This window comes from Companilactobacillus sp. (assembly GCF_022484265.1).
Classification (GTDB): Bacteria; Bacillota; Bacilli; order Lactobacillales; family Lactobacillaceae; genus Companilactobacillus.
The window spans coordinates 1,874,130-1,887,059 of the sequence record NZ_JAKVLR010000001.1 but is presented as its reverse complement, the minus strand read 5'-3'; the positions used below and the strand labels follow the sequence as shown (position 1 = coordinate 1,887,059).

The following is a 12,930-nucleotide window of genomic DNA, read 5'->3' as shown; positions in this document are numbered from 1 at the left end:
TGGAAACGTAAAATATTCCCACGATGATACTGAAAATCGTGATATTTATAAAAAAAAGACCTCCTTTAGTTATTAAAAACTAATGGAGATCTTTTGGCAGGAACGTTGGCAGGGAACCAATTAATTTTAAACGGTTTTATCCTTTTTATCTCATCTCAAAATACTTTTAAAACGGGATTCTACATTCTACTTTTCTATTATTTTTATTCCCACTCTATTGTTGATGGCGGCTTAGATGTTATGTCATACACTATACGGTTGACATGATCTACTTCGTTTACGATTCTTACTGAGATCTTTTGAAGAACATCCCAAGGGATCTTTGCGAAGTCAGCTGTCATTCCATCGATTGACGTTACGGCACGGATTCCGACTGTGTAGTCGTAAGTTCTTCCGTCACCCATGACACCAACTGACTTGATACCTGGTAAGACTGTGAAGTATTGCCAAATATCCTTTTCTAGTCCGGCTTTCTTGATTTCTTCTCGTAAGATTAAATCAGAATCGCGAACGATTTGTAGCTTAGGTTCGGTGATTGCACCGATAACACGAATTCCAAGACCTGGTCCTGGGAATGGTTGTCTCCAAACTAGGTCATGTGGCATGCCTAATTTTTCGCCAAGTTCACGTGTTTCATCTTTAAACAACGTACGTAATGGTTCGATCAACTTGAAGTGCATGTCTTCTGGAAGTCCACCAACGTTGTGATGAGATTTGATTGTTTGAGCTGTGCTTGTTCCACTTTCGATAACGTCAGTATAAAGCGTTCCTTGGGCTAAAAAGTCGATTCCATCTAACTTTTGAGCTTCGTCATTGAACACTTGGATAAATTCGTTACCGATGATCTTACGTTTCTTTTCGGGATCAGTTACGCCTTCAAGTTTATCTAAGAAACGCTTTTGAGCGTCTACTTTGATAATGTTAAGACCAAACTTGCCCTTCAAGCTGTCCATAACTTGGTCAGCTTCGCCTTTACGAAGTAAGCCATGGTCAACGAAGATACTAGTTAATTGTGTACCGATTGCCTTGTGTAGCAATACGCCAACAACTGATGAGTCAACACCACCTGAAAGTCCCAAAAGAACTTTCTTGTCGCCGACTTCAGCACGGATCTTCTCAATTTGTTGGTCGATGAAATCGTCCATTGACCAGTTGGCTGTTGCGCCACAAACGTCAAAGGCAAATTTCTTCAAGATGTCTAAACCGAATTCTGTGTTACGAACTTCGGCATGGAATTGGATTCCGTACATCTTCTTTTCATCGTTAGCAATTGATGAGATTGGTGCGTTCTTACTTGTAGCTACTACTTTAAAGCCTTCTGGAGCTTCACGAACTAAGTCACCGTGAGACATCCAAACAAATTGGTTCTTAGGTAATCCTTTGAATAGTACGGCTGAATCGTCAGTTACTTCGATGTCAGCACGGCCGTATTCACGGTTATCAGCAGATTCAACTTTGCCACCAAGGTTGTATGACATTAGTTGCATACCGTAGCAAATACCTAAAATAGGAATGCCTAATTTGTAAATATCTTGATCAATTGAAAAGGCATCTTTGTCATAAACGGAGTTTGGTCCACCTGACAAAATAATACCTTTAGGATTGATTTCTTTAATTTCAGCTGCAGTAATCGTGTTAGGCATGAGTTCAGAATAAATTCCGAAGTCACGGATTCGACGAGTAATCAATTGATTGTATTGACTACCATAATCGAGTACGACGATACCGTCAGCATCTGGCCACTGTTTGCTCAAATCACAATCCCCTTTTTTTTAATTTATACTATTGTATATGATAAATCGTTTTCAGTACAACCCTCAAGGGTTACTTTCTAATATTTACGCAAAAAGACGGTGTCGATCTTGTGTTCTGTCGATTTGTGCAAAATTATATTCGCACGGTTTCTAGTTGGTTCAATATAATCCTGCAAGTTAGGATAGTTGATCTCGTTCCAAACATCCTTAGCCATATCAATAGCTTTTTGACGTGGAATCTGAGTAAACTGGTAGTAGTAACTATCAGGATCATCTTTGGCCATATCGAGTAATTTCGAAAAGCGATTCAAGAACCATTTTTCGATATCGTTGGCGTGTGCGTCAATAAAGATCGAGAAGTCAAAGAAATCACTCACGTAGATGTTGGTGTTTTGCGGAAGCTGCAAGACATTGATACCTTCGACGATCAGAATATCAGGATTATTGACCTCTTCGTATTGGTCGGGAATTATGTCATAGATATTGTGCGAATAAAGCGGATATTTGATTGGACCAGTCTTAGTCTTAACATCACTGAGAAATTGGATCAATTTCGGCATATCATACGTCTCTGGAAAGCCTTTTTTATCCATTAAGCCCTTTTCCTTCAAGACCTTGCTAGGATATAAAAAGCCGTCGGTCGTCATTTGACCTACGTTGTATTGTGGATAGGCTCTTTCCAGCATGATTTTTAACAGTCTAGCCGTGGTGCTCTTACCAACTGCAACCGAACCTGAGACGCCAATGATAAATGGCACCTTCTTATTATCGACCTCGATAAATTCATTTTTGAGCTTAACGAGCTTGCGATAATTTTTCAGATAGACATGCAAAAGGTGGCGGATCGGTGCATAAATCACTTTCACGTCATCGATTGAGATCTCATCATCGAGCGATTTGATTTTGCGCAGTTCCGCATCTGTGATTGCTTGGTTATGGTGTTCACCATGAAAGTCTTGCCACTCATTACGAGAGAATTGATAATAATTGGACAAATCTTGCATATTTTAGACCTACTTATTGAATGTTAATTAACTTTTATTGTTTTTCTGGTATTCTAGTATATAGTATAACAACTTCTAGAGGAACTTAGATTAAAATGAAAAGAATCGTATTATTTGGTGACTCTATCATGGCAGGATTTCATGATGGAATGGTCAGCAGCGAGTTGACCAATCGCATTAGACATGCCTTTCCTGCAGACAAAATTATAAACGTTTCAGTAGCTGGATATAAAACAAGCAACGGCGTAGCAGTTATTAAAAAGGTAACTAAGTTAAAGCCTGATATTTGTGTCGTCGGACTAGGCGCCAACGATATTTCAACCACCGACGAGGTCAAGCCTGGCAAATTTGCGGCTAATCTAACCTATATATTAGAAGAAATCGGCTGCAAAAAGTCGATCCTCATTTCGCCACCTTACACTGATTGGCACAGAAATCCAACACGTCCTTGGACCAGACAGTTGCAATTCGAACTGGTCACAGAACATTTAGGTAAGGAATTAAACGTTCCCTACATTGACCTTTTGCACAAAATGGCAGCTCAAGCTAACGTTAACGACTTGTTGCAACACGATGGCTTGCATTTTTCGAGCCAAGGCTATGACTTATTGGAAGAAGCACTAGTGCCAATGATCCAAGATGCCGTAACTAAGCAAAACGCACTTGTTTCCAACTAAAAAGGAGTACTTATGGACTTAAACATCCCGCAAAAGTATTTTATTTTATCATGTAATGAAAAAGGTAGCGTGCGTATCTTCAAGAACACGCGCCGCAGAGCTTTCTTAGCTGAAGCCTCTTTTTTTGACTTGGCTTTGAATGACATTATCGATCTAACGGATAATAGTGTCATTATCAACAAGCTATTGCCAGATGACAAGGCTTATTTGAACGAATTTTTCCAAATTATCAACAAGAATCAAGGAAAGAGCGTCACTCACGTTTTGCGTGCAATGGCTACTAAGGAAAAAATCACTCAACAGATTTATAATGAAATTGGCGACTCACTAGTCGATAAAGTCGACGTCACAAAAGCTGTCACTGGCGTGATCAAAAAGACTAATAATTACATCCCTAATTATCAAGTTAAAAAGGATCTAGTCGCTGATATGCGTAAAGAAATCTTGAACGCTGACCGAATCTCGCCAGACACCTTCGCGGTCGTATCGACGCTTTACGGCAATCACGATCTCAAGACATTTTTTACACCATTTGAACAGAAACAGCTTCACCATAAAATAAAAGAAGCCTCAGTCGACCCGACCTATGATAAGTTGATCTCATTATCGAAGCGTCTGAATATGGTCGTCTTAACTGTTCTAGGCTAGGAAGAAGATTACTTTGTCAACCGATGAACAAGTAACTACCATGCTTAATCAACTGAGTACCGCTTATTCAGATCCGGAAGTAAAACAGAACCCGACTTTAGCTAACGGCATCATGCACGGTGCCAAAGTATTAGAGGACAAACGCGACACCGAATTAACAGCGTCGATTGTTTGTAAAAATATTACGCTAGCCTACACTGGAAATAAGAACACCTTTCCTAAAGCTGCGATAACATTGTTTGACCAGCTGAAAAACACGGCATCCGATTATACCGCTGCCAATTCTTATCACTCGATCATGCCAAATTGGTTTGAATAGAAAGAAGCCTTATCATGAAAACGAATCAAGAAAAAGTTGACGAAATGATGAATCAACTCAGTACTGCTTTTTCAGACCCCGAGGTCAAAAAGTATTCTGAACTTAAGGATCTTATTTTTAAAGCTGCCACCGAGTTAGAGAAAAATGGCAATGTCGACTTAGTTTCTTCTCGTCTTTCGAAAAAGATGACAATTTATTACTTGAGCCATAAGAAGGAATTTCCGAGAGCAGCTGTCGACTTATTCAATCAAATCAGCCAACGCCGAATGAAATACGACAGCACTGCTTTAGCAGCAATCATGTTGCCAGTTGTGTTTTAGCTATGAACGACAACAATCAAGAAATCAATCAACTGCTGGACTTACTGGGCCAAACTTATTCAGACCCACAAGTTCAAAGAAATCCTAGTTTGAAAAATCTTTTACAGACGGTGGCTGCCGATCTGGAACAGTCAAAGGATATTGAGCTAATAATCAATAAATACTTCAAATCATTGTCATTGGCAGATTCTTTGAGTCAATCGTCAACATTAAATAAACTTATTGTCACACTAAAAAATCACTCTTCGTAAGAAGGGTGATTTTTGCTATTTAGATTCAATTTTTTCGCCAGACAAGCTTCTCTTTGGTGTCCAACCGAGGATCTTCTCTGCTTTAGTGATATCAGCATAACTGACTGGTGCATCGCCGATTCGACGCCCCTTCAATTCATGCGGGATCTTCTTTCCTGTGTGATGTTCGAAGATATCGATCAACTCGAGTACTGTGACGCCATTGCCACAGCCTAAGTTGAAGATCTCAAAGTTGTTGCTTGATTTCAGCACGCGGTCTAACGCAGAAATGTGGCCGTCGGCTAAATCAGTGATGTGGATATAGTCGCGGACTGGAGTACCATCCTTAGTATCATAGTCACTACCATAAACGTCCAAGTGATCGCGGGTACCATTGAGTACTTCTAAGATCGAATCATAGACGTTGTTAGTCATAACGTTGCTGTAATCGTCCAACAGACCAGATTCATCTTGGCCAATCGGATTGAAGTAACGCAATGAAATTGCACTCCATTCAGGGTCTGAGATCACAACGTCACGAATGATCTGTTCGCTTTGCAATTTAGTTGTTCCGTAAGGACTAACTGGGATGGTTTCTGAAGTCTCTTCAACGGGCAAAATTTCAGGGTCGCCATAAACACTCGCAGAAGAACTGAAAACGATCTTTTTAACATTAGCCTTTTGCATTGCCATCAACAAGTTGACGACGCCAGATGTGTTATTTTGATAATACTTCAATGGATTTGTAACTGACTCAGCTGTTACCTTGTAACCAGCTGCATCAATCACGGCAGCGATGTCGTTATCCTTTAAAATTGGGACCATTTTATCAATGTCCTGAATATCGCAAGTGTAATAGTCAACGTTTTGACCTGTAAGTTTCTCTAGTTCGTTGATACGACGTTTGTCTGATGTCGAGAAATTGTCGACAATAATTGGATTGTAACCATGATTAAATAAAGCTAGATAAATATTTGTTCCGATGTAGCCAGCGCCACCTGTAATTAGTACGTTCAAGACGCAACCCCCTGATAATTCAAAAAATTGAAGATACCTATACTTATTTTCAATTAATCTTAACATGGAAAACTGCAGATAGCTTGTATTTTAGTTAATCGTAATTATTATTTAAAAATAATGATTTTCCACTATACTGAAACTATCGATAGAAAATTTTTTTCAAAAATGAGGGGTACGATGCATAACTTAGACTATTTCATCCACTTATCCAGAGTCTCGATGGCGTATTGGGGAATCGTCACTGTCGTTTTGTTGATAATATTTCTGGTGCTATTTTTGCGTGAACCGCGTCGATTGTTAAATGGCACGACTTTTTCAATCTTTGTGCTGGCTCTTTTAGCTGAACTTGCCTTGATGATCTTTAGCACGGGCAATCTGCAATTCATCTTCATCATGGGTGTCATCTTCATTATCCTAATGGTGATCATCCTACTGATTTTGGCGCTAGCTTGGGTACTCCTATTGTGGAATGCCATCGTCGTTTGGAGACGCGAGAGCCACACGATGTCGAACATGCTGACGTTAGTCTTGGCGTTTGTTTTATTGATCATCTGGGTCGCCAACTTCTTTGTCGCCGACCACTCGCAGTTCTTGCCGCCTTGGCTTAACGTCTTCTTGTCCAACATCCCATTGCTAGGCATTTACTTATCGTTTGCTGCCTTTAATTTTTTGATCAGCGACTGGCTTTACCAATTCACGCCTCGACGTTATCGCGACGACTACTTGATAGTGTTAGGTGCCGGTCTGATCGACGGCGATAAAGTATCACGTTTATTGGGAAGCCGAATCGACCGAGCAATTGCCTATTCTAATAAGCAAATCAAGACGGGACGTCCGGCTCCCAAAATTATTTTTTCAGGAGGCCAAGGTCCTGACGAAAAGTTATCTGAAGCTTCCGCAATGTCAAAATACGCCATCGATCACGGTTTGGACCCCGAACAGGTTTTGTTGGAAGACCAATCTCGAAACACTTATCAAAACATGACCTTTTCGAAAAAATTGATCCTAGCTGATCATGCTGACGAAGACTATCGGGTTAAATTTTTCAGCAACAACTACCACATTTTCCGTGCCGGACTTTACGCACGGCTTGCTGGATTAAAAGCTAACGGGATTGGCTCAAAAACTAAATTCTACTTTTTGCCAAACGCTTTGATCCGTGAGTTCATCGCCGTTTTCTTGATGCACAAGAAACGCCATTTTATCTTGATGTCACTGATCTTAGTGGTTATTTTAGGACTGACATTCTTCTCGATGTATAACGGAATGCAGCCACATTTTAAATAGCAAGCAAAAACGCATCACTCCTCCGAGTGGTGCGTTTATTTGTTATATGCTGTTAAAAATTCATTTTGAGCAAAATCGGTCAGCTTGGTCTTTCCTAAGATTGGTCGATTTTCTTTGTAATCGTGGTAGAAGCTGTTGAGCATGTGTGCTGCTCCCATTTGTGTCAAGCCTGTTGCTAATGTCTCTGGGATACCGGAGTTAGTCAATCCTTGCAACTTTTGACTATCGCTTATTTGAACCCACTCGACCTTTTTACAAATTGCGTTTCCTAAAATCTCAGCTAGTTGATTGCCAGTTTTTTCATCGCTTGCGACGTATTCAACATTAGTGCCAAATTCGGGATTTTCCAAACGGTCTGCGATAACTGGCGCGATGTCATCTGGCGAAACGTATGAATTAAAGACATCCCCTGAATAGTTTTCATAAATTGCACCCGATTGTTTGATCGAAGCAATGTGGCCGAATAAGTTGTAGTACATCGAGGTTGGTCTGATGTGCGTCAAACTGATGTCATCAACTTCATTTAGCATTTGTTCAATATTTTGGTACATGTGCAGAGTCCCGACTTCTGGGCCTTGGTCGGCTCCAACGCTACTCAAGTTGACGATGTTTTTCACACCACTTCTTTTGACGGCTCGAGCGTAAGTCCCGCCAACGATTTTTGAGATCTGTTCAGGCGTACCCAAGTCAGCTGCGTGGGCAAACGAAGTCATCAAGTAAGCTCCGGCAGCACCTGTCAAAGCTTGGGTCAAAAATTTTTCATCCAACATGTTGCCGATCTTAGCGGTGGCACCAAGTTTTTCAATTGCTGGGATTCGCTTCTCGCTACTGCTAATTACGACGACTTCGTGGCCGTCAGCGACTAATCTTTTCGTTAAAGGCAAGCCAATATGGCCTAATGAACCAGTTAATACAAATTTCATTATTTACCCCCACAAATATTTGTTTATATGCCACCAATAATAGAGATACCGACACCCTTTGTCAAAGTCAAAAACAGCCACGCAGATCCTACTTTTCAGTAGTTTCCACATGGCTGTTGTTAATTGTCGTATCCATTTGATTCAATTTTATCGATGATGGCACGTGCATCATCAGTCGTCTTGGTCGACATCAAGTCATTTCTGATTTCTGCGGCGTGTTTCATACCACGGACATAAATTTTGAAAAATCTTTGTAGCGGTGCAAAATGTCCTGGAATACCCTTTGCAACAAATTCATCGTACAAGTCTAATTGATAACGCAATAGTTCTAATAATTCTTCACTAGAGTGTTCTTTCGGTTCTTTTTCAAACGCAAACGGATTTTGAAAAATCCCTCTGCCAATCATAATGCCGTCAACGCCAGGATGTTCCTTGTATAGTTGCATCCCTTGTTGATAGTCCATGATATCGCCATTGATCTGCAATAACGTGTCTGGTGCAAGTTCGTCACGCATTTTGACGATTTCATCGATCAGCTCATAGTGAGCTGGCACTTTACTCATCTCTTCGCGAGTTCGCAAGTGAACGGTCAAAACGGGAGCTTGTTGTTTCAATAAAAATGGTAGCCAAGTTTTATATTCATCAACTTCGCTATAGCCAAGTCGAGTTTTGATCGTCACTGGCAAATCAGTTTCACGAGCACCGTCAATAACTTCTTGAGCAGTGTCAAAATGTCTGATCAAGTCGCTGCCGCTGTGATTTTTGATTACGGCAATATCAGGACAACCCATGTTAAGGTCGATAGCTTCATAGCCATCTTTTTCAACTTCAGCTACAGCTTTGGCAAAGTCTTCTTTATTGTTGCCCCACAATTGAATGATCGGCTTGGGATTTTCTAAGGGATCGATGTAGAGACGACCCTTAGTCGTCTTTTTGGCAATTGGATGAGTGATACTCAAAGCATTAGTGAATTCCGTGTAAAAAACATCTGGCGCACAGGCTTTGGCGACCACGCGACGAAAGACTGAACCAGTGACAGCTTCCATTGGTGCCAAACTAAAGAAAGGTCGATCCTCTGATTTAGCTTTATTAGTGATTCGATTCCAATATTCTGACTGGGTCAAATCTTCATCTCCATTTCTAAAAATCAATACTAGTCATTTTTCTATTTTTTAAAAAAATTTGCAAGTCTTAAGCCTATCTACTATATCAAAATAGCTAGTCGAAAACACAAAAAATCTCCTCATCGAGGAGATTTAATTAAACTGTCTGTTCAATTGTGTAGTACTTATCTGGCACCCGTTGCAATAACTGCGACAACTCGCCGATAGCTGTAATAGTCAAGCGATGCATCGCTCTGGATGTGATCGTGTAGATCAATTGTTGTTCATCTTCATCAAACTTATCCTTTGATGCATCCCAAACGATAACGGCATCGAACTCAAGACCCTTAGCTAAGTATGAAGGTAGCACGATCGTACCAGCGGCCAAGCGTTGATTTTCTGATTTGATCAAGGTTGTGGCAGTGCCATCGTCAGCCAATAATTTTTGCAAATCAACTGCTTCGTCCAGCGACTTAGTGATGATAGCTGTTGTATAGTTCTTCTCATCGTTTTTCTTTAGTTGACTAACGACTTGCTTAACTGAACTTTGCACGTTGTCAGCTAAAACAACATTTGGCAAATCGCCATCACGATTGAATGGTTCTATTTTCTGACCATTAGTCAAAATCGACTTGGTATAGTTCGTGATCTGTTTGGTCGAACGATATGAATGAGTTAGTTGAACGACCTTCGTATCTTCAGGATTAAACATTTTTTGAACCTCAGATAACAAGGTTTGACTGTTCTTCTTGGTAAAGATCGACTGGTTCAAATCTCCAAGCATTGTGTAGCGAGCACGTGGGAAATTGTACTTTAAGTATGCCAATTGGAACGGCGTATAATCTTGGATCTCATCGATAAAGACAAACTTCATATCGAGTTCGCCATGCTTGCCGCTGACGAGATCATACAAGTACAAGTAAGGCGTGATATTGTTGATCGAGATTTTCTTATTATTCAAATCAGTTACGAACTCTTGAGCATATTCATTCCACTCTTGTTCTGAAACGCCAAATTCATTCAGGTCAGCAATCTTAGGCACAGCCTTTAAAAAGTTGAGATAGTTGGCTGAGATATTAATGAAACGGAAATGGATGATCTGCTTATAAACTTTTTGCATCAGCTTGGTGACAATCTGGCGGGCTAAGAACTTCTGCTCTTGATCGCCATTCTTGAATTCTTGATCAGCAGTCCGATACATTTCTTGCAATTCTTCTTGGCTCAAGTTTTCGACTTTTTCAGCCACCCACTTCGAACGCATCTCGGCGCCGATCTTGCGATGAAGCATCTTGACTAGTCGGTCGACTGTTGCATCCAAACGATTGCCCAGATTGTATTGAGGACCAAAGCCATAATAGATCTCAGCAATTTTTTCCTTAGGAATAAAGACTTTGCCTTGGAATTTCAGATCACGGAAACTCATGCCGCTTTGGTTCAATAAATTACTGTAATTAGTTAACACTTTGAAAAATTCGGAGTCAGAGACAAACTTCGATAACTGTTTGCGTTTTTGATTATCGTCATGCTCGAATTTTTCAGATAACGACTCAACGCTCAAGTGTGGCAGACGACGGGCAACGTATTGAATAAAGGTCATCTGAACCATGTTTTGCTCACCCATTTCTGGAAGAACGTCCTTGATATAGTCGTTAAACAGCATATTTGGCGAAAACATCACCACTTGACTAGAAGTCAAATTGCCACGGTAACGATAAAGCAAATAAGCAATTCGTTGCAGAATTGCGGAAGTCTTACCAGAACCTGCGGCACCTTGAACAAACAACAACTTCGCCTTGGTATTACGAATGATCTTGTTTTGTTCCTTTTGAATCGTCTTAACGATACCCTTCATGTGCGTTGATGACTTTTCGTCCAACACTTCCAGCAACATTTGGTCTCCGATGGTTTCCTGAGTATCGAAGAATGATGCGATCTTGCCATTTTCAATCAAGAATTGACGTTTCAAGAATAAGTTAACTTCTTGGTCGCCGTCTGGTGATTGATAATGAACCTCACCTAGGTTTCCTTCATAGTAAATTGAAGAAATTGGAGCTCTCCAGTCATAGATCAAGAAATGGTCATCTTGGTCAGTCAAAGAACTCATACCAATATAAATCGTTTCACGTTTTGGCTCGCCCTTTTCCTGAAAATCCAATCTGGCAAAGTAAGGTGTTTTTTCAAGGCGCTTTAAAATGCCCAGTCGTTGACGATTTTGTTGCCAACTGTTATTACGTTCATCCAACATCTGTTGTTGCTGGTGGATCGATAAGGCTGCGTCAAACGAAATTGCATCGCCGTCCATTCCCACGTGAATGTCATCAAATGCATCATTGATAACTTCCAAGTCTTGTTCAGCAATATCAATGTGTTCTTGTAGTTTCTTTTCGGTCGTCTTGACAATATCGATCACGTCATCAAGATGATTTTGTTCGATTTTCTTTTCGTCTAAATGTTCGATTTCAGATTTGTTAGCCATAGTAACCTCGTAAATTTAAGTTATATAATGTTAACATTATTAACTTAATTATTCAAAACATAACATCGGTTTCATAGTGAACAAAAGCCATGATATAGCGATTTGTGCTCCGCATGGATCTGATGTAGATATCAATTATTTTATGTATATTAAAATTTTATTTTTAACATTATACCAGCATTATAGGAAGAAATTTTATCTGACTATTCAAAAAAATCTTTTTGGAAAATGGATATTTCTTTGCTTCATTTAAAGAAAACTTGAAATTGATTGAAATAACAATATTTATATTTGATATACTATATTTGTTATTTTTTAAAATATATATGTTGGAAGTTGTTATGGGGAAAAGAAAACATTATCGATGGCTGCTTTGTTTGACGCTGCTATTAGTAGTTGTTTCGTTGTCAGCCTGCTCAACGCATGAGAAGACGACAAAACAATCGAATACTAAAACTGAACAAACAAAATCTAAGTCCAAGAATAAAGCTAAGACCAAAGCCAAATCGAAGAAGACAATTGCGACTGAGTTGAAAAATTCTTCCAAGAAACAATTAGTCTATTCACCTTTGGGTGATTCGATCTCAGTTGGATTGATGTCCAATTCAGTTCACGACCGTTTTTCGAGCCAATTTGCTAGAACTTTAGCAAAGGAAACTGGGAAAAAGGTGACTGAAGAAGGTGCTGCAGAAACTGGGAAAACTGCAACTAACTTTGGCTTGCCAAACGTCCAGACGATCATTGATCAAAAGCCTGATTTGGTGACAGTCGAATTTGGTACCAACGATGGTGCTGATGTAAATAATCCACAGGCTCTACCGGATTATCAAAACTCGATCGACCAGATTTTGACTCAACTTCAAAGTAAAACTAAGGCCAAGATCATTTTGATCACGAGTTGGTCAGCTCCAGATGGTCCTTATGCTCAAAACTATCTACGTTTTGACAAAGCTTTGACTGATCTGGGAAAGAAACACAACGTTCCAGTCGTTAATTTGGAATCGATCTGGCAAAAGAATCCAAGCTTTACCGGAGCTCCTGCTAGCATCACTGAACCAGTTTGGGGAAAACCTGCTGACAAAATGCATCCTAATCAAAAAGGTCACGATGCAATTGCCAAGGCTTTAACTAAGACTATCAACGAACCAATCGATAAATAAGGGGAATAT

Annotated in this window: 13 protein-coding genes; 7 read left to right on the top strand and 6 right to left on the bottom strand. The window is 40.0% G+C overall.

Annotated features, from left to right (window positions below):
• Positions 1-203 precede the first annotated feature (203 nt).
• A complete protein-coding gene (guaA, locus tag LKF16_RS08985) occupies positions 204-1,754 on the bottom strand; it encodes a glutamine-hydrolyzing GMP synthase (protein WP_291470669.1) in 1,551 nt (516 codons plus the stop codon).
• 77 nt (positions 1,755-1,831) lie between these two features.
• Positions 1,832-2,758 (bottom strand): type I pantothenate kinase, encoded by a 927-nt coding sequence (gene coaA, locus LKF16_RS08980; protein ID WP_291470668.1) that lies wholly within the window; start codon positions 2,756-2,758, stop codon positions 1,832-1,834.
• Positions 2,759-2,853: 95 nt separating this feature from the next.
• Here coaA and LKF16_RS08975 point away from each other — a divergent pair, with 95 nt between their 5' ends.
• The 5 genes from LKF16_RS08975 to LKF16_RS08955 are packed head-to-tail and all read left to right on the top strand — an operon-like array spanning position 2,854 to position 4,973.
• Positions 2,854-3,435: an SGNH/GDSL hydrolase family protein gene (locus LKF16_RS08975; RefSeq protein WP_291470667.1), complete on the top strand. Its 582-nt coding sequence runs from the start codon at positions 2,854-2,856 to the stop codon at positions 3,433-3,435.
• A 12-nt stretch (positions 3,436-3,447) separates the two neighbouring features.
• A complete protein-coding gene (locus tag LKF16_RS08970) occupies positions 3,448-4,083 on the top strand; it encodes a GPP34 family phosphoprotein (RefSeq protein WP_291470666.1) in 636 nt (211 codons plus the stop codon).
• 13 nt (positions 4,084-4,096) lie between these two features.
• Positions 4,097-4,402, top strand: a complete 306-nt coding sequence (locus tag LKF16_RS08965) for a bacteriocin immunity protein (protein ID WP_291470664.1) — start codon at positions 4,097-4,099, stop codon at positions 4,400-4,402.
• Positions 4,403-4,416: 14 nt separating this feature from the next.
• A complete protein-coding gene (locus LKF16_RS08960; protein WP_291470662.1) occupies positions 4,417-4,722 on the top strand; it encodes a bacteriocin immunity protein in 306 nt (101 codons plus the stop codon).
• 2 nt (positions 4,723-4,724) lie between these two features.
• Positions 4,725-4,973: a bacteriocin immunity protein gene (locus tag LKF16_RS08955; RefSeq protein WP_291470660.1), complete on the top strand. Its 249-nt coding sequence runs from the start codon at positions 4,725-4,727 to the stop codon at positions 4,971-4,973.
• Positions 4,974-4,988: 15 nt separating this feature from the next.
• On the opposite strand, the gene galE is transcribed toward LKF16_RS08955, so the two are convergent.
• Entirely contained in the window at positions 4,989-5,969 is a 981-nt protein-coding gene (galE, locus tag LKF16_RS08950; protein ID WP_291470658.1) for a UDP-glucose 4-epimerase GalE, read from the bottom strand.
• A 180-nt stretch (positions 5,970-6,149) separates the two neighbouring features.
• Here galE and LKF16_RS08945 point away from each other — a divergent pair, with 180 nt between their 5' ends.
• Positions 6,150-7,259 (top strand): YdcF family protein, encoded by a 1,110-nt coding sequence (locus tag LKF16_RS08945; protein WP_291470657.1) that lies wholly within the window; start codon positions 6,150-6,152, stop codon positions 7,257-7,259.
• A gap of 35 nt (positions 7,260-7,294) precedes the next feature.
• Here LKF16_RS08945 and LKF16_RS08940 read toward each other — a convergent pair whose 3' ends face one another.
• From LKF16_RS08940 to helD, 3 genes are all read right to left on the bottom strand, one after another.
• The gene (locus LKF16_RS08940; RefSeq protein ID WP_291470656.1) at positions 7,295-8,182 is read right to left on the bottom strand and encodes an NmrA family NAD(P)-binding protein; all 888 of its coding nucleotides are present in this window, start codon (positions 8,180-8,182) and stop codon (positions 7,295-7,297) included.
• 119 nt (positions 8,183-8,301) lie between these two features.
• Positions 8,302-9,306, bottom strand: coding sequence for a tRNA dihydrouridine synthase (locus LKF16_RS08935; RefSeq protein WP_291470655.1), 1,005 nt, complete (start codon positions 9,304-9,306; stop codon positions 8,302-8,304).
• 136 nt (positions 9,307-9,442) lie between these two features.
• Positions 9,443-11,761 (bottom strand): RNA polymerase recycling motor HelD, encoded by a 2,319-nt coding sequence (gene helD / locus LKF16_RS08930; protein ID WP_291470653.1) that lies wholly within the window; start codon positions 11,759-11,761, stop codon positions 9,443-9,445.
• 341 nt (positions 11,762-12,102) lie between these two features.
• Between helD and LKF16_RS08925 the strand changes: the two genes are divergently transcribed.
• Positions 12,103-12,921: an SGNH/GDSL hydrolase family protein gene (locus LKF16_RS08925; protein ID WP_291470651.1), complete on the top strand. Its 819-nt coding sequence runs from the start codon at positions 12,103-12,105 to the stop codon at positions 12,919-12,921.
• The last annotated feature ends 9 nt before the right edge of the window (positions 12,922-12,930 follow it).

Coding starts and splice junctions, on each gene's coding strand:
- coaA (WP_291470668.1), bottom strand. CDS start 2,758: ATGCAAGATTTGTCCAATTATTATCAATTCTCTCGTAATGAGTGGCAA.
- LKF16_RS08975 (WP_291470667.1), top strand. CDS start 2,854: ATGAAAAGAATCGTATTATTTGGTGACTCTATCATGGCAGGATTTCAT.
- LKF16_RS08970 (WP_291470666.1), top strand. CDS start 3,448: ATGGACTTAAACATCCCGCAAAAGTATTTTATTTTATCATGTAATGAA.
- LKF16_RS08960 (WP_291470662.1), top strand. CDS start 4,417: ATGAAAACGAATCAAGAAAAAGTTGACGAAATGATGAATCAACTCAGT.
- LKF16_RS08955 (WP_291470660.1), top strand. CDS start 4,725: ATGAACGACAACAATCAAGAAATCAATCAACTGCTGGACTTACTGGGC.
- LKF16_RS08945 (WP_291470657.1), top strand. CDS start 6,150: ATGCATAACTTAGACTATTTCATCCACTTATCCAGAGTCTCGATGGCG.
- LKF16_RS08940 (WP_291470656.1), bottom strand. CDS start 8,182: ATGAAATTTGTATTAACTGGTTCATTAGGCCATATTGGCTTGCCTTTA.
- helD (WP_291470653.1), bottom strand. CDS start 11,761: ATGGCTAACAAATCTGAAATCGAACATTTAGACGAAAAGAAAATCGAA.
- LKF16_RS08925 (WP_291470651.1), top strand. CDS start 12,103: ATGGGGAAAAGAAAACATTATCGATGGCTGCTTTGTTTGACGCTGCTA.